Genomic DNA, 18,934 nt, shown 5'->3' with positions numbered 1-18,934 from the left:
TGAAAACTAATGGCAACTTTAATTGAAGTAGCGAACCAAGCAGGCGTTTCTAAAAGTACAGTTTCAAGGTATTTTAATAATGGTCAAGTGAGTGAGCAAGCAAGAAATAAGATAGAAGCCGCTATTAAACAAACAGGGTATCAACCCAATATGATGGCAAGAAGTTTAAAAGCGACCTCTAGCCATCTTATTGGTGTGATTATTCCGCGATTTGAATCTCCAGCTGTCGGACAAATGTTAAAAGGCATCGACAAAATCGCCACGCAATATCACCAGCAATTATTAATTATTAATACCAATCAAGATGTTAAACGCGAGTTACAAGCTTTAGATACACTAGCTAGCCAACGAGTAGATGGGATTGTTAATTTAACCCAAAATCAAGCAGATACTTTACTTCAAAAGCAACTAAAACTGGATATCCCTCAAATTATCATGGGGCAACCTTATCAGGAACTGTCTTATGTCGCATTTGATGACTATCAGTCGGGAGCCCAACTTACTGAGGCAATCGCAGAAAAGGGACATCAAAAAATCACTTATATAGGCGTAGACGAAACAGATTACGCTGTCGGACAATTAAGAAAACAGGGAGTCTTATCAATCGCTATCGTCAATGACACTTCATTTACGAGAGGACACGGTCATTAGCTATGATGGAGAATTTTTAAAATTATCCCATGGAAAAAGTGGGTATGGACGAAAAGAAAGATATGTTGCGATATCCGATTTATCTCAATTACAAATTTTTTCTGATTATTCTTCACTAGAAATATTTATTAATGATGGGAAGCGGTCATGTCGTCTAGACTATACCCAGAAAAAGGCGAAGATAGTATTCAATTCAAAAGTCAAAGACCAGCTGACTTAACTTTCTGGTCCTTAACTCATACGTAATAAATAACCCACGTTATAAGTAACGTGGGTTATTTTCTATCCTTTTTTGGGGTGTTTTTCAACGATATCGTTATGCTCTTTTAGAGCTTCTTCACCTTTTGCAGTTAATTTGTAACCGCAAATACTTAATTCTTGAGCATAATCTTTTTTAGGAATCAATTTGATAATTTTAGCTATCATCTCTTGTTTATTTAATTTAGAATAACCTTTAATCTGATGTTTTTTTAATATTGATTTGAGCTGTGGTAAAGTATGCCAAGATAAATTTTCATCTGGGTTTAATCGACGGATAAATGTTCGTTTCTCCAACACGTTCAATCGTTCATAACCATCGATTCCATAATGATATTCAAAATATTGAGGAAGAATTGAATCCGTATGTAGAGTATTAAATCCAACCCGCCATAATAAAATAATATCTCCAGGAAATAACCCATCATTAAATGTTTCCATCATTTTTTTAGGGACAATATACTGACGGTCGGTCTCAACTGTATCTAACCACTTTTTTAAATCACGATGTGGAGATAGAAAGGGACGATTAGGATAGTCTTGATAGATAGTATCGAAAGCCTCGATTTCTTCTGCAGACTGTTTGACGGTTATATTTGATCGATGAAAAGACATTAACCCCATAAAAGTGACTCCTTTATTTTAATAAGATAAGCTATGAGTTGACAAAAAAAGTATTTTACCCTAATATTAGGATGTTTGTAAACCTATATTATCCTTTAATTCTGTCCCGAGAGGCAAGAAAGTTATATTATTTTAATTAAGAATAATATAACTTTTGATGAATTGGTTATCCCCAAGTTCAGGAAAGGAAGAAAAATGAACGAATTATTTATTGCTTTAGATTTTCACAACGAGACTGATTTATGGTATTTCATAGATAAATTCAAAAATCAGCCAGCAGCCTTTAAAATTGGAATGTCTCAATTTTATATGTCAGGACCTGATATCGTCAACCAATTGCACGATATGGGGCATAAGATTTTTTTAGATTTAAAATGTCATGATATTCCGAATACGGTGAAGTTGGCCACTCAACAATTAAGTAAATTACCGGTAGAATTAGTAACGGTTCACACTTTAGGTGGTCAAAAAATGTTAGAAGCTGCCATGGAAGGGGTAGCAGCTGGGCCTTATTCTCCTAAAGTATTAGGAATTACACAATTAACATCATCAGATCAAGAGATGTTGAATCAACAAATGCAAATCAAAGGAAGCATTGAAGATTCAGTGATTCATTTGGCCCAATTGGCTCAAAAAAGTGGATTAGATGGTGTCGTATCCTCTGCACTTGAAACGCCAGCTATTAAACAGGCAACAAATCACCAATTATTATCGTTAACGCCTGGCATTCGAATGACATTAGAACAATCAGGCGATCAAACCAGAGTAGCAACTCCCGAACAAGCACGACTAAATGGTGCTGATTATATTGTAGTTGGTCGACCAATTACGCAAGCAAATAATCCCGTTGCAGCTTATCAAGAATTTCTAAAACAATGGCAAGGAGAGTAATCATGACACAAACATTTTCAGATACAAATGAATTAACAATTTCAAATAAAGTAGCAAAAATTTTAATTGATAAAAAAGCAGTAATTTTAAGTCCAGATGATCCATTTACGTGGGCAAGTGGTATAAAAAGTCCTATTTATTGTGATAATCGTCAATTATTAAGTTATCCTAATGAACGTAAATATGTTGCCCAAGCCTTAGCAATGAAAATCAAAAAATACTATCCCAATACAACAGTCATTGCTGGAACTGCAACAGCAGGTATACCACATGCTGCACTAGTTGCTGATATCCTGGATTTACCAATGATTTATGTGCGTGGTAAAGCGAAAGATCACGGTCGAAAAACACAGATTGAAGGAAAATTAGAATCAACTGATAATGTTGTTTTAATTGATGATTTAATTTCCACTGGTGGTAGCGTTTTGAAAGCTGCTGAAGTGGTTGAAGAAGTTGCTTCTGTGGTAGGGGTTGTCGCTATTTTTACCTATGAATTGCAAAAAGCGCGGTCTAACTTTGAAGCAGCTAAGACTTCATTACATATTTTAACAAACTTCAGTGAGTTACTAGAAGTTGCCGAAGATAACAATTATCTATCTAATCGAGAAATTGATAGTGTCAAAAAATGGCGACAAGAAAGTTTTCAATAATAAAAAGGACCTAAGAGATAATGAGATACTCTTAGGTCTTTTTCATTGCATTAAGCTTTAAAATCAAAACTTTCGCCTAATCCTTTTTCTAATGCTCGTTGGTATACTTCATTAGCAACGGCAATATCAACAGCACCGATACCAATTGGAATACATAAGGTGATTTCGTCAGAAATATCACCAATTGATTTCTTCTCATTGGCTAATTCACCAAGAGTAGCAAAAATATCTTCTTCATTCATTTTGCCTTCAGCGTTTAAATGTTTTAAAGCACCACGGTGTAAAGCTTGGCCAGGGTGATCAACAATAATTTTATCTGCTTTTAAAGCGACTTCATCAGGAATTTCTTGGAATGAACCTAATGGGAAAATAATGGTTCCTGGTTTAATCCATTCTGTTTCAATCAAAGGCTCATTAGCAGATGTCACAGTAATCACCACATCACAACTAGCGGGTTCACTTTGATCGTCAGCAACAATAATTTCACCTTTAATTTCTGATTCCATTTCGGCTTTGAACTTCTCAGCATGTTCTCTGGTTCGATTCCAAATCACTAATTTTTCAATATCAAAAATTTCATTGATTGCTTCAGTATTTTTATGTGCTTGCATACCTGCACCATAAATCCCAACAGTAATAGCAGAATCTTTTACCAAGTATGAAAGAGCAGTTGCAGTTTGTGAACCTGTCCGCATATTCGTAATTTCAGTGCCATCCATTACAGCTAAAAAATCACCCATTTGAGCATCAAGAAGGGTAATCAAACCATTAATAAATGGTAAGCCTGCTTCTTTACGTTTACCAGCAAATCCACTTACCCATTTTAAACCAGCCATATCTTGCCATCCAATATAGGCAGGCATAGCATTAGCGAAACCTTCATAATTAGGATAGTTTCCTGTTTCGCCAAGATCTAAAGTCAGTTTAGTTGGATTAATAACGGTGCCATCATTTAGTCCTTTGTAAACATTATCTGTCAAGCGAATATAATCGGCCATCGTCATTAAATCTTTGACCGTGCTTTCGGTAATTAATAAAGTCGGTTTTTGACTCATTCTGTCGTCATTCCCTTTTATAGTGTTTACTGTCATTATACACGAACAAATTCATCCGTTTAAAGAAAAGTTGTTTTATAACAGCTAAATGAAATGTTTCTGTAACATTAAAGAAATATTTAAGAAATGTTAAAGGTTAATGCAAAGTAATTGTAATATTTAGTGACCATAGTACAATAAAAGTAAAGATAAGGCTTTCAAAAATGGAGGGGTTTAGATGACTGTCCAAAAAAATCATCAATTCGTTTACTTAAGTTTAATGACAGGATTATTATCTACAGCTGCTCTAGCAACTGTTGCACCTCAAGTTAATGCAACTGAAGTGTCAACTACTGATACCGAGACACGTCAACCGATTATTTATACCGTTAAAACTGGTGATAATCTATACCGGTTAGCGATTAATCATGGATTAACACTTGATCAATTAAAAACATTAAATAGCTTAACATCCGATGATTTACAAATTGGCGATGAATTGATTATCGGTTACGAAACTGAGCCAAAAGCTGAAAATCCATTGCCAAAAACTGAAACTGATGCCACTAATCAAGATAATATCACTTACTATCCAACACTTGATGAGGCTATTAAAGTAGCCAAAGCATCTTATGATTATAATATCCATGAAACTTGGAAAGTAGATTGGACAGAAAAAGGTTATATCGTTACCTTAGTGCCTAAAGAGGAAACAACTAGCGAAGCGGCTGATTCACCTTCTGAACAGTCTCAACCTGAAGATAATCAAACTTACTATGCGACACTAGATGAAGCCATTAATGCAGCCAAAACAGAATTCGATTCAAAAAAATATGCTAACTGGAAAGTTGACTGGACAGAAAAAGGCTATGTGACTGAATTTATTCCAAAAGTGGCAACTGAAAACCACCAACCAGCAGTTGAAGCTTGGAACAAAACGGAATCACAATCTACAGAAGATAGTGTTTACTATGACACTTTAGATGAGGCAATCGAGGTAGCTAAACAAACTTTCGATGCTAAAAGCTATGATAATTGGCAAGTAGATTGGACAAAAAATGGGTATTTCATCACATATCTTCCTAAAGCTTCTAACAATAACCTAGGAAATGATAATAACAATACATCAATTGATGAGCCAGAACGTCCTGAGGTTTTTAATGTCAATTATTTTAATGATTTATACCAAGCCATTTCTGAAGCCAAACGTAACTTTGATGCCACTCAATATAAAAATTGGCGGGTTGATTGGACCGAACAAGGCTATAAAGTTTGCTATATTCCTAAATCAGTAGCTGAAATTAGAAAAAGCTTACAATCAGACACTATAAACAAACCAAACGAAAATGTTCCGTCTCATCAATATTTTAGTGATTTAAATCAAGCGATAGACCAAGCCAAACGAACCCTACAAGATAAACAAGCCAGCAACTGGCAAGTTAATTGGACACCAAATGGCTACGTGATTGAATATTTATAAACAGTGAAAAAGAAGGATGAAAAATCCTTCTTTTTTCTTGACAATTTTAAACTACAAATGTAAACTTTAATTAGATATAATTACATTTGTAGACGAAGGAGATGCTACGTATGAGAAAATCACCAAAAGAGCATATTTCTGAAGCAGAATGGGAAGTCATGCGTGTTGTCTGGGCTAATCAGCCTGTTGATAGTAAAACGATTATTACCATTCTAGATGAAAAGTTGACTTGGAAACCTTCCACTGTTAAAACATTACTTAAACGTTTAGTGGATAAACAATTTTTAATGACAGAAAAAAACGGCAGAGGTTATTTATATCACGCCAATTATCTTGAAAAAAATATTATCGATGACAATATCGAAGAATTATTATCAAGAGTGTGTGATAAAGATGAAGCCTATCTTGTACAATCGATGATCAAACACGCTAAATTATCAAAATTAGATCTTCGATTCTTAATTGACCAATTGAAAAAAGATATAGATGAAGCACCCGAAGAAATTACTTGTCAGTGTTTACCTGGTCAATGTACATGTCGACATCATTAGAAAGGAGACGTTAAATAATGACTAAATCATTCGATGTGATGGGCATGCATTGCGCCTCATGTGCCCAATCTATAGAAAAAGAAGTGAATAAGCTTGCTGGTGTTGAAGGAGCAGCGGTTAATCTTGCTAATGAAAAATTAACGGTAGAATACAAAGATGATTCCGTTACAGACGAAATGGTTAGCCAAGCTGTCGAACAAGCGGGATATGAATTGGTCATACCCACAATGACCCAATGGTTTAATATTTACGGTATGCATTGTGCCTCATGTGCCCAAACTATCGAACAAGCAGTTACCAAACTTACTGGCGTACAATCAGTCGTGGTGAATTTAGCTTCCGAAAATATGAAAGTGACGTACCAACCGGAGCTAGTCACCAATAAGACGATTAAAGATATTGTAGCCGATAGTGGCTATGAGGCAAAAGAAAAAGAAACGAATCCGCAATTAACTAACGACCAATCTGATTACAAACAAAAAGAAATAAACCAATATAAAAAACGTGTGATTTGGTCAGCTATCTTTGCCATTCCGTTATTATATATTGCTATGGGACCAATGATTCATTTACCAATTCCATCAATTATTCATCCAAATACGCATCCAGCTGTTTTTGCTCTAATTCAGTTATTATTGACCACACCCATCATGATAATTAATCATGATTACTTCAGTGTCGGTTTTAAAACATTATTTAAAGGACATCCTAATATGGATACATTAGTTGCCTTAGGATCAAGTGCAGCTTATGGCTGGAGCATTTTTAGTTTATGGAATTTATATCAGGGTGATCTTCATTTTCTTCATCAACTATATTTTGAATCAGCTGGTGTCATTTTAACCTTAATAACCTTAGGAAATTATTTCGAAGCTATCTCAAAAGGTCGATCATCAGAAGCTATTAAAAAATTGCTTGATTTAGCACCTGATACCGCATTAGTGGTAACTGATCATGGGGTTGAAGAACGTGAAGTGTCAAGTGTATCCGTCGGTGAGACGATACGAGTAAAACCCGGTGAAAAAATACCGGTTGATGGTCGTATTGTATCCGGAACTTCAAGTGTCGATGAATCAATGCTGACTGGTGAAAGTTTACCCGTTAAAAAATCAGTCGGTGATAATGTGGTAGGAGCCAGCATCAATCAGAATGGTACATTTGACTATCAAGCGACTAAAGTAGGAGATGATACAGCTTTAGCACAAATTGTTCATTTAGTTGAAGAAGCGCAAGGTTCTAAGGCACCTATTGCTAAGCTTGCTGATAAAATTTCAGGGATTTTTGTACCAACTGTTATTGTGTTATCAATTTTATCTTCTCTCGCATGGTATTTTATTGGTAATCAATCAATAGCCTTTTCACTAACAATAGCGATTGCGGTTTTAGTTATTGCCTGTCCATGTGCTTTAGGATTAGCTACGCCAATGGCAATTATGGTAGGTACTGGAAAAGGTGCTGAAAATGGCATACTGATTAAAAGTGCCGAAGCTCTAGAAATAACAGGAAAAATCGATCATGTCATCTTAGATAAGACGGGAACAATTACCCAAGGAGAACCAAGTGTCACTAATGTGATTGCTAGTCCTTCTATTTCCAAAGATGAACTCATTGAAATAGCGGTTTCTGCCGAACAAGGCTCTGAACATCCTTTAGCGAATGCTATTACAACATACGGAGAAGCACATCATATTCAACAAAAAGCGCTCGATTATTTTGAAGCGATTACTGGAAAAGGGATTATGGCAAAAATTGATGACAATATGTATTATTTTGGTAATGAGTATTTAATGACCAGTCAACATCTTCAAATTAATGACTGGGAAGAAACAGTGGCTTCACTAGCTAATGAGGGGAAAACACCAATGTATTTAGCGAATGAAGAAATAATTCTAGGGATTATCGCAGTAGCTGATCCTATTAAACCATCAAGTAAACAGGCTATTGAACAATTACATCAACAAAAAATTCCAGTAACAATGATAACAGGAGATAATACTCAGACTGCTCAAGCAATTGCTAAGCAAGTGGGTATTGATCATGTACGTAGTGAAGTTCTTCCAGAAGATAAGGCGACGGAAGTACAGGCCATTCGCGAAGAAGGACTCACTGTTGCCATGGTAGGGGATGGTATTAATGATGCGCCAGCCTTAGCCACAGCTGACATTGGAATGGCAATAGGTTCAGGAACCGATGTTGCAATTGAATCCGCAAATATTGTCTTAATGAATGATGATTTAGAGGATGTTTCCCATGCGATTGCTTTAAGTCGTGCGACACTAAAAAATATTCGCGAAAATCTATTCTGGGCATTTGCTTATAATACAATAGGAATTCCGGTTGCAATGGGAATTTTATATTTATTTGGCGGACCTTTAATGAATCCAATGTTTGCTGCCGCTGCCATGAGTCTTAGTTCAGTATCTGTCGTCTTAAATGCATTGCGACTTAAAAAGTTTCATTCAAAAAGCAAATAATTAATTGGGCAGAGAGCGTTCTCTGCCTTTTTTGATGGTAAATATTGCAGGAAATATAAAATTTTGATAGGATAGACAGGTTAATGATGCAATAAGGAGGCGTGCCAACATGGAACACAGTTTTTGGCGAGAATTACCGAAACCTTTTTTTGTTTTAGCACCTATGGAAGATGTTACGGATGTTGCTTTCCGACATGTCGTAAAAGCAGCCGCTGCACCTGACGTTTTTTTTACAGAATTTACAAATGCTGAAAGTTATAATCATCCCGATGGCCAAATCAGTGTACGTGGTAGATTAGCTTTTACAGAAGATGAAAAACCACTTGTTGCACATATTTGGGGAGACCAACCTGAACATTTTAAAAATATGGCAATGGATATGGCGGATCGAGGCTTTAGTGGCATGGATTTAAATATGGGATGCCCCGTTCAAAATGTTGTTCGTCACGGTCGTGGGTCAGGTTTGATTAATCATCGTGATACAGCAGTAAAACTTATCCAAGCAACCAAAGAAGCTCCGTTACCAGTTAGTGTCAAAACGCGTCTTGGCTTTAATAAATTAGAAGATATGAAGACATGGCTCCCACTCGTTTTGGAACAAAATATTGAAAATTTATCGATTCATTTAAGAACACGCAAAGAAATGAGTAATTATGATGCGCATTGGGATTTGATTCCTGAGATTGTTAAGATGCGTGATGATATCGCTCCAAATACGTTATTAACCATTAATGGTGATATTCCCAACCGTCAAGTCGGCCTTGAATTAGCAGATAAATATGGCGTAGATGGTATTATGATTGGACGCGGAATTTTTCATAACCCATTCGCTTTTGAAAAAGAGCCAAGAGAGCATGGCCCCGAAGAATTACTTGACCTATTCAGATTACATCTCGATTTATTTGATCAATACGAAGCCGATATTCAACGGCCATTCAAAAGTTTGCGTCGATCATTTAAAATTTATATTCGCAATATCAAACATGCGTCTCAATTGCGTCAAGCTTTAATGCAAGCTGAAACGAGTGATGAAGCTCGCGAGTTATTAGATAAATTTCAACAAGAGTATTTATAATAAATAAAATATTGCCAATGATAAGAGGGATGATAATGATGAACTTACCTTCAGTTACAGACGTTTATGATTTTTGGTTTAATGAGCTTGAAGCACAAGACCACTTCACTAAAAATCCGTCATTAGATACAAAAATTAAAGATCGTTTTGAACCATTATGGCAAGCAGCAAAGAACGGCGAACTTTGGTCATGGCGTCAAAGCACAACAGGGCGCTTAGCAGAGATTATTGTTCTTGATCAATTTTCACGAAATATGTATCGAAATCAAGCAAAGGCATTTCAACAAGATGCATTAGCTTTAGTTCTTGCTCAGGAATTATATAATAATCCGCAATTTAATCAATTAACTAAAGAAGAGAAACAATTTACTTGTTTACCTTTTATGCATAGTGAATCATTAACAGTTCACGAGCAATGGACGATTCCGATTTATCAAAAGCATCTACCAGATATTATGTCAATTGAAGAAGCACATTACCAACAATTAAAACAATTTGGACGCTACCCTTTCCGCAATGACGCCTTAAATCGGCCTTCAACTAATGAAGAACAGGAATTTATGCGTCATCATGATAATTTTTAATAATACTATCTAAGCATCTGAAGACACTTCAGATGCTTTTTATTTGCAAATAGAAGGTTACATCTCTTAATCTAATTGACGATAAAAGCGGACGATAGATGATAAGATTCTATGCCTGCTTTTGTTGCTGATGTTTCAATTTACAATTAATTTCAAAAATTAATAACTTATGCCATAATGACGAGTGAGAATTGCGAATTTACTAAATTTATCTTATGCTATTAGTATTACATTAGTAACCTGAGATGCGTGCGATGAATCCATTACTGATAATCAAATTATTGTTGACAAACGAATAACCAAAAGTTATATTAGATAATGGACAAATCGTGATAAACGCGATAATTTAAGGAGGAAATTCAAAGATGGCAGTACCAAAAAGAAAAACATCTAAATCAAGAAAAAGAAAACGTATGACACATTATAAATTAGGTAACGCACCTATTTATAAAGATCCAGAAACTGGTGAATACCGTCGTCGTCATCACGTTGCTGCTGACGGAACTTACAAAGGCCGTCAAGTAATCAACAAAGAAGAAAATTAATTAATGAAGGTTGGGTAAATGCCCAACCTTTTTTTCTTTTAGTATTGACCGATAAAGATAATATCGTTATACTAAACGAGCAATTCAAAATCATTACGATTTAATGAAAGGATATTATCATTTATGCGAATTCCAATTACAATCGTTAGTGGGTTTTTAGGAGCTGGTAAAACAACGCTTATTAATTCCGTTTTAAGTGACGACTCTATTAATAAAGAAGAAGTTATCGTTATTGAAAATGAAATTGGTGATATTAGTGTTGATCATGAACTATTAATAGAATCAGTTGAAGAAGTTTACGAATTAAACCAAGGATGCATTTGTTGCAATCTTCGCTCTGATTTATTAGCTATTCTACAAAAAATCCGTAAGCTTCAAAAAGAAGAAGTCTGGAATTTAAAACATATTATTATAGAAACAACCGGAATTGCTGATCCTAGACCAATCGTTCAATCTATCAATGCTATGGCTGGTCCTTATGGTTTCTACTATGTTGATGCCATTTATAGTGTTATTGATAGTGTGAATTATCCATCAATTAGTCAACAATATGCTGAAGTCGAACAGCAAATTGTTTTTGCTAACCGAATTTATTTGTCGAAAAGTAACAGTGGCAAAGAAAACGACTTAATTCAATCGATTAAAACGATCAATCCGTTTGCAGAATTTACCTATTTTAATCTAGATGATCGGATTCAACCTAAAGACTTTTTTGATCAACACTTATATCGTCAAACAGACAAAATTAAACCATTAACAGATGAAGAAATTGAAGAATTAACAAGCGAACATCATCATCATGACCACCACCATCATAATCATCATGGAATTAGCACTCAATATTTAGCAACAGATGTTCCGTTAAGCCGTCGTTATTTCTTAATTTTCTTACAGTGGTTACTAATGAATAATATGCAATCGCTTTATCGATATAAAGGTTTCTTCCATTTAAATGATACGGAGAATCCTTTTATTCTCCAAGGAGTAGGAGAGCACTATCAAATTGAGCCCACAGGTGGTTTAGAGAAAGAAGGAACTCAGCTAGTCTTGATTGGAAAAGATATGGATCAAATTGAAATTAAACATGCCTTTGATGATTTAATTTCATATTCACGTCAAGAAAATAATCAATAAAGTATAAATATTGTGAAATAACTGAACAAACTCCTGCTACCCAGATAGTAAATCTGGGTTTTTTTGATAAAAAAGAAAGAAATATAAGCAAACCAATTGCGGAAAGTACTTGCGTTATGTATAATAGCGTTACCAAAGAATAAAGGAGGTTTTTCACAAATGGAGAGAGCAAGTGGTGTATTAATGCACATCACATCACTTCCTAATCGCTATGGGATTGGTTCATTTGGTGAAATCGCTTACAAATTTGTTGATTTCTTAACGGAAACGAAGCAAACTTATTGGCAAATTTTACCATTAACGACGACAAGTTATGGAGATTCACCTTACCAATCTTTCTCAGCATTTGCTGGTAATACTCATTTAATCGATTTAGACCAATTGATTGCTGATGGATTATTAGTAGAAGACGATGTTGAGAGTTTAGCGGAAGGGAATAATTTAGATACAATCGACTACGCGAAAGTATTCCGCGAAAGGCGACCTGTTTTAGAAAAAGCGGTCAAAGCGTTCATTGACCAAGGTAAAAAACAATCGAAAGATTACCAAGATTTTTTAACGACAGAGAATGAATGGTTACAACCATTTGTCGAATACATGAGTATAAAAGAGAACTTTGCTTTAAAAGCGTGGTACGAATGGCCAGATGAGTACAAGTTTTATAATACAGACATTGTTAATGCTTATTTAGCTGATCATCCATTCCTAGCTGATTATCATCGTATCACGCAATTTTTATTTTATAAGCAATGGTTACGGTTGAAACAATATGCGAATGATCATCATATTCAAATTATTGGTGATATGCCTATTTATGTTTCAGCAGATAGTGTCGAAATGTGGCGAACACCAGAAATGTTTAAAGTAGATGAAAATCTCAATCCGATTGATGTCTCTGGATGTCCACCAGATGCCTTTACCTCAGAGGGTCAATATTGGGGCAATCCTATTTATGATTGGGAGTATATGGCAGAGAATAACTATAGCTGGTGGATTAAGCGAATTAAAGCAAGTTTAAACTTATATGATGTGGTTCGAATCGATCATTTCCGCGGCTTTGAATCTTATTGGGCAATTCCATTTGGTTCGCCAACCGCTGCATATGGTCGTTGGGAAAAAGGTCCAGATTATGCTTTATTTGAAGCCATCCATAAAGCTTTAGGAGACGTTAATATCATTGCAGAAGATTTAGGCTTTATGACTGATGAAGTTATCGAATTGAGAGAGAAAACCGGCTTCCCAGGAATGAAAATTTTACAGTTTGGTTTCTCAAATGATCCGGAAAATACGGATTTACCACATTATTATACTGAAAATACGATTGCCTATGTTGGTACGCATGATAACGAAACAGCTGAAGGATGGTATATGGATAGTGCCGACAGTAATCAGCAAAAACAAGCGGACAACTATTTACATCGTCATCCTGGCGAAAGTATTTCATACGCGATGAATCGTGGAATTGCTGAATCCGTTAGTCATTTAGCGATTTATCAAATGCAAGACTTGTTACATCTAGACAATCGCGCTCGCATGAATATTCCATCTACGATTGGAAATAATTGGAAATGGCGAATGCGTACAGATGCTATCACACCTTTTATAAAGAATGAATTGCTTTATCTAACCGAAACTTATTATCGAATGAATAATAAAATGAATTAAAAGGAGGACATATGACAATCTTACAACCATTAGCCCAGCAACACTTTAATCGTTCGCTTGATGAATTATCAAATCAAGAAGTCTATCAGTTATTAGTTCAATTAATTCAAGAGCGCGCAAAAGATTTACCACTTTTTGAAGGTAAGAAAAAAGTTTATTACGTTTCAGCAGAATTTTTAATTGGAAAGCTTTTATCAAATAATTTACTTAACCTAGGAATTTTTGATGAAGTGAAAGCCGAATTAGAAGATGCTGATTTTACTTTAGAAGAAATTGAAGCTGAAGAAAATGAACCATCATTAGGTAACGGAGGACTTGGGCGTTTAGCTGCTTGCTTTATTGACTCAATTGCTTCTTTAGGATTACCTGGAGATGGTGTTGGTTTAAATTATCATTTTGGTTTATTCCAACAATATTTTAAACATAATTCACAATTTTATAAACCAGATGAATGGTTACCAGGAACGAATTTCTTAACGAAATCATCTCTTCAATTTGAAGTACCATTTACTGACTTTACCTTAACCTCTACGTTATACGATATTGAGGTTTTAGGTTATCAACAATCTGGTCGTAATCGCCTACGTTTATTTGACTTAGATTCTGTTGACCCAGAAATTATTGAACCAGGAACCATTTCTTTTGATAAAGAAAAAATTGCTGAAAACTTAACCCTATTCTTATATCCTGATGATTCAGATGCTGAAGGGGAAAAATTACGCGTTTTCCAACAATATTTCATGGTATCAAATGCGGCACAATTATTAATTCAAGAAGCGATTGAACGCGGAAGTAATGTTCATGACTTAGCTGATTACGCAGTCGTTCAAATTAATGATACACATCCAACATTAATTATTCCTGAGTTAGTTCGCTTATTAACAACAGAGCATGAGATTTCGTTCGATGAAGCAGTTGAAATTACTCAAAATGTCGTGGCATTTACCAACCATACAATTTTAGCTGAAGCATTGGAAACATGGCCTATGTCATATATCGAAGCAGTAACTTCAGATGTTGCAGCCATTATCCGTCAATTAGATGAACGATTTAAAGCTGAACATCCACAACCAGCTTCTATTCAAATTATTGATGATAATGATACGGTGCATATGGCATCATTAGCCATTAATTATGGTTTCTCTACTAATGGGGTATCACAATTACATACAGATATTTTGAAAGAGTCAACATTAAAAGACTTCTATGAATTATATCCAGACCAATTCCATGGATTAACAAATGGTATCACATTCCGTCGTTGGTTAATGATGGCTAACCCAGGCCTATCAACACTCCTTGATGAAACGATTGGAAAAGATTGGCGCAAAGATAGTGATTTAAGTGCATTAGAACAGTTTAAAGATGATGATGCTTTCTTAGCTAAATTAGCAGATGTTAAACAAGTGAATAAAGAGGCTTTAAATCAATTCTTACAAGCTAATCAAGATGTGACAATTAACACCAATAGTATTGTTGATGTTCAAGTGAAACGAATTCATGAATATAAACGTCAACAAATGCTAGCTCTATATATTATCTATAAATACTTTGCAATTAAAGGCGGCCAAAAACCAGAAACACCAATTACAATAATTTTTGGTGGAAAAGCCGCTCCCGCTTACACAATTGCTCAAGATATTATTCATTTAATTTTAAACTTAAGCGAATTAATTGCGAATGACCCAGAAGTTAGCCCGTACTTACAAGTTGTATTCGTAGAAAATTACAATGTAACAGCTGGTACTTATCTATTTACGGCTGCTGATATTTCTGAGCAAATTTCATTAGCATCTAAAGAAGCTTCAGGAACCGGTAATATGAAATTTATGGTGAATGGTGCGGTTACATTAATGACTTGGGATGGTGCGAATATTGAAATCGCTGAACATGCTGGTTTAGATAATGTTTATAGTTTTGGTCGTGAAGCTCAAGAAATCGTTAAATTATACGATACCGATGGATATAATGCAGCTGAATATTATGAACATGACACTATTAAACCATTAGTTGACTTTATTGTTAGCGATGAAATGTTAGCTATCGGTGATGAAGAAAAATTACGTCGTCTTTATAATGACATCATCAATAAAGACTACTTCATGGCCTTAATTGACTTAGAAGCCTTTATCGATGTCAAAGAAAAAATGTATGCAGACTACACGAATCAAAAAGCTTGGCGCCAAAAAGCATTGATGAATATCGCAAATGCTGGTTTCTTCAGCTCAGATCGTGTAATCAAAGAATATAACGAACAAATTTGGCACTTAGATTAATAGGTGGAGGATTATGATGAAGAAAATTTTTAGCTTCGAATTTTGGCAAAAATTCGGTAAAGCCTTAATGAGTGTTATTGCGGTTATGCCGGCCGCGGGTATTATGATTAGTTTAGGATCTGCCATTCCATTAATTGCACCTGATGCAGCGCTTCTAGCGCAAATTGGGGATATCATTTCTCAAATTGGTTGGGCAATTATTGGTAACTTACATATCTTATTTGCTGTTGCCATTGGTGGTTCATGGGCAAAAGAACGTGCTGGTGGGGCTTTTGCCGCTTTAATTGCATTTATTTTAATTAACCGTCTAACTGGAGCATTTTTCGGTGTTAGCGCTGATATGTTAGCTGATGAAGCTGCTACGGTTACTAGTTTATTCGGACAAGAATTAAACGTATCAACTTACTTTGTTTCTGTATTAGAAGCACCTGCTCTTAATATGGGGGTATTCGTTGGTATTATTGCTGGTTTCCTTGGAGCATTAGCTTATAACAAATATTATAATTACCGGAAATTGCCTGAAGTATTGGCATTCTTCAACGGAAAACGATTTGTGCCATTTGTGGTTATTTTATGGTCAATTATCGCTGCCGGAATCTTATCAATTGTTTGGCCATTTATCCAAGGAGGAATTAACTCATTTGGTATTTGGTTAGCAAACTCTCAAGACCAAGCACCTTTCTTAGCACCATTCTTATATGGATTCTTAGAACGTCTATTGCTTCCATTCGGATTACACCATATGCTAACTATTCCTGTTAACTATACTTCTATGGGAGCCACTTATGTCATCCAAACAGGTGCCGACATGGGAACAACTGTTTATGGACAAGACCCATTATGGTTAGCTTGGGTTCAAGACTTAGCAAGCTTCCGTGGCTCAGGCAATATGTCAGCTTATAATGAATTAATTTCTACGGTAACACCTGCTCGTTTCAAAGTAGGACAAATGATTGGTACGACAGGTATTTTAATTGGTATTGCTTATGCAATGTACCGTAATGTAGACGAAGATAAAAAACACGCGTATAAATCAATGTTCCTATCAACAGGGGCAGCAGTTATTTTAACTGGGGTTTCAGAACCAATTGAATTTATGTTCATGTTTGTCGCAATGCCACTTTACTTAGTTTATGCTGTTATCCAAGGATTGGCATTTGCTATTGTCGATTTAATTCCAATTCGTGTTCACTCATTCGGAGCCATTGAATTCTTATCTCGTATTCCGTTATCATTAAGTGCTGGATTAGGACAAGATTTAATTAACTTTGTTCTAGTAACTATTGCTTTCGGAATCGTGACTTATTTCATTGCTAACTTTATGATTCGTCGTTTCGATTACGGAACACCTGGACGTAAAGGTAACTATGAAGACTTTAATATGCAAACAAAAGATGATAAGCACTCAGGCGAAACCGTTGATGCTGATAAACAAGTAACAAATATCATTCATTTATTAGGTGGTAAAGACAACATCGAATCGGTTGATGCTTGTATGACGCGTTTACGTGTTGATGTTAAAGATTCATCATTAGTTCACGGTAAAGAAGACTGGCAAAAAGCTGGCGCTAAAAACTTACTGGTTAAAAATAGTGGGGTACAGGCTGTTTATGGTCCAAAAGCTGATATCTTAATGAATGATATTAATGATGTCCTTGACTCTGGCCAAGCAATTCCACCATTAGATTTAGATAATGATACGGCCTCTGTTGAAACAACTTCCGCATCAGAAACAACAGCCATTGAAGAATTTTATAGTCCTGCTGAAGGAACAGCGATGTCAATTGAAAATGTTGCCGATGATGTTTTCTCTCAAAAAATGATGGGTGATGGCTTTGCTGTTGAACCAACTTCAGGTGAAATTGTAGCACCAGTTAAAGGTGAAGTCATTCAAGTTTTCCATACAAAACATGCGATTGGTATCAAAACCGACAACGGTAGTGATATTTTAGTTCATATGGGATTAGACACCGTTGAACTAGAAGGTAAACCATTTGAAGTATCCGTAAAACAAGGGGATATCGTTGATGGTGGATCACCACTAGCTGTTATGGATATCGATGCTGTTAATGCAGCTGGTAAAGAAGCAACAATTGTTGTTGCTTTAACGAACAATGACAATAAAGATGCCATTGCTCTTGAAACAACCGGAAAAGTCTCAAAAGGACAAAAATTAGGAGAATTCGAGGGTTAATATGCAACTCTTAACATTGAATACACATTCTTGGCAAGAAGAAAACCAAGAAGAAAAAATGGAATCTATCGTAGCCGCTATCCTCAATTGGGATAGCGACTATATTTGCTTTCAAGAGGCCAATCAACGACATGATGCTGAAGTAGCCACGGAACTTCCTGGTTATCTGGAAGTCGAGAAACAATTTAATGTTCCTGTTAAAAAAGATAATTTCATCAAAATAATTGCTGAAAAATTGCTAGCAGCTGGCTCAACTTATTATTGGTCTTGGGTACCAATTAATATTGCCTTTGATCAATATGATGAAGGCGTCGGAATCTTAGCTAAAAAGCCATTTCAGCCACATGATCTTGCACTTTCTGAAATACAAGATTTCAATAATTATCGGACGCGTCATGCCTTGTTAGCTGAATTTGATCACTTGATTCTTATTTCGACTCACTTTTCATGGTGGTACGATGATAAGGAAGACCTTGCTTTTGCTCATGAATGGCAACAAGTCATGCCTTATTTAAAAACAGATAAGCCAAGTCTAATTGCAGGTGATTTTAACAACCCGGCGAATGAAAAAGACATGGGCTACGATTATATTCAAAAAACAATGCCAACCTTACATGATTCCTGGCATAGTGCAAAACAAACGAGTGGTGACATCACTATGGGGGGAGAAATTGACGGTTGGATTGGCCAAGCAGAAGGTAAGCGAATCGACTTTATTTTTGGTAATGAAACTATTCATTTCGATAGCCATGAAGTCGTATTTAGTCCTAACCATCCGCCAATTGTTAGTGATCATTATGGGATTCATGCTGTTTTTAGCATTATATAAATCGTTTAAAAAGGAAAGT

16 protein-coding genes are annotated in these 18,934 nt (G+C 35.5%); 14 read left to right on the top strand and 2 right to left on the bottom strand.

Translation table 11 applies throughout. The features are described 5' to 3' along the window. The first annotated feature begins 9 nt into the window (after nt 1-9). The gene (locus B8955_RS02595; RefSeq protein ID WP_084098237.1) at nt 10-651 is read left to right on the top strand and encodes a LacI family DNA-binding transcriptional regulator; all 642 of its coding nucleotides are present in this window, start codon (nt 10-12) and stop codon (nt 649-651) included. A 282-nt stretch (nt 652-933) separates the two neighbouring features. Here the strand turns inward: B8955_RS02595 and B8955_RS02590 are convergent, their stop codons facing one another. Then, entirely contained in the window at nt 934-1,533 is a 600-nt protein-coding gene (locus B8955_RS02590; RefSeq protein ID WP_084098235.1) for a Rho termination factor N-terminal domain-containing protein, read from the bottom strand. A gap of 195 nt (nt 1,534-1,728) precedes the next feature. Between B8955_RS02590 and pyrF the strand changes: the two genes are divergently transcribed. Both pyrF and pyrE read left to right on the top strand, forming a co-directional pair. Continuing rightward, entirely contained in the window at nt 1,729-2,424 is a 696-nt protein-coding gene (pyrF, locus tag B8955_RS02585; RefSeq protein ID WP_084098232.1) for an orotidine-5'-phosphate decarboxylase, read from the top strand. 2 nt (nt 2,425-2,426) lie between these two features. Then, nucleotides 2,427-3,074: an orotate phosphoribosyltransferase gene (pyrE, locus tag B8955_RS02580; protein ID WP_084098230.1), complete on the top strand. Its 648-nt coding sequence runs from the start codon at nt 2,427-2,429 to the stop codon at nt 3,072-3,074. A gap of 50 nt (nt 3,075-3,124) precedes the next feature. Here the strand turns inward: pyrE and B8955_RS02575 are convergent, their stop codons facing one another. Further along, nucleotides 3,125-4,129: an ornithine cyclodeaminase family protein gene (locus B8955_RS02575; protein WP_084098228.1), complete on the bottom strand. Its 1,005-nt coding sequence runs from the start codon at nt 4,127-4,129 to the stop codon at nt 3,125-3,127. Nucleotides 4,130-4,346: 217 nt separating this feature from the next. Here B8955_RS02575 and B8955_RS02570 point away from each other — a divergent pair, with 217 nt between their 5' ends. The 11 genes from B8955_RS02570 (at nt 4,347) to B8955_RS02520 (ending at nt 18,915) form a co-directional block, all read left to right on the top strand. Further along, nucleotides 4,347-5,588, top strand: a complete 1,242-nt coding sequence (locus tag B8955_RS02570; protein WP_084098226.1) for a muramidase family protein — start codon at nt 4,347-4,349, stop codon at nt 5,586-5,588. 110 nt (nt 5,589-5,698) lie between these two features. Continuing rightward, on the top strand, nt 5,699-6,139 hold the full coding sequence (locus B8955_RS02565; protein WP_159444418.1) for a CopY/TcrY family copper transport repressor: 441 nt from the start codon (nt 5,699-5,701) through the stop codon (nt 6,137-6,139). Nucleotides 6,140-6,153: 14 nt separating this feature from the next. Continuing rightward, nucleotides 6,154-8,613 carry a heavy metal translocating P-type ATPase gene (locus tag B8955_RS02560; RefSeq protein ID WP_143238348.1) on the top strand — a complete coding sequence of 820 codons (2,460 nt, stop codon included), beginning with the start codon at nt 6,154-6,156 and terminating at the stop codon, nt 8,611-8,613. Nucleotides 8,614-8,722: 109 nt separating this feature from the next. Next, on the top strand, nt 8,723-9,688 hold the full coding sequence (locus B8955_RS02555; RefSeq protein WP_084098220.1) for a tRNA dihydrouridine synthase: 966 nt from the start codon (nt 8,723-8,725) through the stop codon (nt 9,686-9,688). Between the two features lie 35 nt (nt 9,689-9,723). Beyond that, a complete protein-coding gene (locus tag B8955_RS02550) occupies nt 9,724-10,272 on the top strand; it encodes a DUF924 family protein (protein ID WP_234983507.1) in 549 nt (182 codons plus the stop codon). Between the two features lie 365 nt (nt 10,273-10,637). Continuing rightward, on the top strand, nt 10,638-10,817 hold the full coding sequence (rpmF, locus tag B8955_RS02545) for a 50S ribosomal protein L32 (RefSeq protein WP_084098218.1): 180 nt from the start codon (nt 10,638-10,640) through the stop codon (nt 10,815-10,817). Nucleotides 10,818-10,940: 123 nt separating this feature from the next. Then, a complete protein-coding gene (locus B8955_RS02540) occupies nt 10,941-11,951 on the top strand; it encodes a CobW family GTP-binding protein (protein WP_084098216.1) in 1,011 nt (336 codons plus the stop codon). A gap of 159 nt (nt 11,952-12,110) precedes the next feature. Continuing rightward, the gene (gene malQ / locus B8955_RS02535; RefSeq protein ID WP_084098214.1) at nt 12,111-13,616 is read left to right on the top strand and encodes a 4-alpha-glucanotransferase; all 1,506 of its coding nucleotides are present in this window, start codon (nt 12,111-12,113) and stop codon (nt 13,614-13,616) included. An 11-nt stretch (nt 13,617-13,627) separates the two neighbouring features. After that, a complete protein-coding gene (gene glgP / locus B8955_RS02530) occupies nt 13,628-15,892 on the top strand; it encodes a glycogen/starch/alpha-glucan family phosphorylase (RefSeq protein ID WP_084098212.1) in 2,265 nt (754 codons plus the stop codon). A gap of 16 nt (nt 15,893-15,908) precedes the next feature. Continuing rightward, nucleotides 15,909-18,086: a PTS transporter subunit IIBC gene (locus B8955_RS02525; protein WP_084098210.1), complete on the top strand. Its 2,178-nt coding sequence runs from the start codon at nt 15,909-15,911 to the stop codon at nt 18,084-18,086. A gap of 1 nt (nt 18,087) precedes the next feature. After that, nucleotides 18,088-18,915, top strand: a complete 828-nt coding sequence (locus tag B8955_RS02520; protein WP_084098208.1) for an endonuclease/exonuclease/phosphatase family protein — start codon at nt 18,088-18,090, stop codon at nt 18,913-18,915. The last annotated feature ends 19 nt before the right edge of the window (nt 18,916-18,934 follow it).

The sequence above is a fragment of the Aerococcus suis genome (assembly GCF_900176325.1).
Taxonomy (GTDB): domain Bacteria; phylum Bacillota; class Bacilli; order Lactobacillales; family Aerococcaceae; genus Aerococcus; species Aerococcus suis.
This window is presented reverse-complemented; position numbering and strand designations above follow the sequence as displayed.

Coding starts and splice junctions, on each gene's coding strand:
- B8955_RS02595 (WP_084098237.1), top strand. CDS start 10: ATGGCAACTTTAATTGAAGTAGCGAACCAAGCAGGCGTTTCTAAAAGT.
- B8955_RS02590 (WP_084098235.1), bottom strand. CDS start 1,533: ATGGGGTTAATGTCTTTTCATCGATCAAATATAACCGTCAAACAGTCT.
- pyrF (WP_084098232.1), top strand. CDS start 1,729: ATGAACGAATTATTTATTGCTTTAGATTTTCACAACGAGACTGATTTA.
- pyrE (WP_084098230.1), top strand. CDS start 2,427: ATGACACAAACATTTTCAGATACAAATGAATTAACAATTTCAAATAAA.
- B8955_RS02575 (WP_084098228.1), bottom strand. CDS start 4,129: ATGAGTCAAAAACCGACTTTATTAATTACCGAAAGCACGGTCAAAGAT.
- B8955_RS02570 (WP_084098226.1), top strand. CDS start 4,347: ATGACTGTCCAAAAAAATCATCAATTCGTTTACTTAAGTTTAATGACA.
- B8955_RS02565 (WP_159444418.1), top strand. CDS start 5,699: ATGAGAAAATCACCAAAAGAGCATATTTCTGAAGCAGAATGGGAAGTC.
- B8955_RS02555 (WP_084098220.1), top strand. CDS start 8,723: ATGGAACACAGTTTTTGGCGAGAATTACCGAAACCTTTTTTTGTTTTA.
- B8955_RS02550 (WP_234983507.1), top strand. CDS start 9,724: ATGATGAACTTACCTTCAGTTACAGACGTTTATGATTTTTGGTTTAAT.
- rpmF (WP_084098218.1), top strand. CDS start 10,638: ATGGCAGTACCAAAAAGAAAAACATCTAAATCAAGAAAAAGAAAACGT.
- B8955_RS02540 (WP_084098216.1), top strand. CDS start 10,941: ATGCGAATTCCAATTACAATCGTTAGTGGGTTTTTAGGAGCTGGTAAA.
- malQ (WP_084098214.1), top strand. CDS start 12,111: ATGGAGAGAGCAAGTGGTGTATTAATGCACATCACATCACTTCCTAAT.
- glgP (WP_084098212.1), top strand. CDS start 13,628: ATGACAATCTTACAACCATTAGCCCAGCAACACTTTAATCGTTCGCTT.
- B8955_RS02525 (WP_084098210.1), top strand. CDS start 15,909: ATGAAGAAAATTTTTAGCTTCGAATTTTGGCAAAAATTCGGTAAAGCC.
- B8955_RS02520 (WP_084098208.1), top strand. CDS start 18,088: ATGCAACTCTTAACATTGAATACACATTCTTGGCAAGAAGAAAACCAA.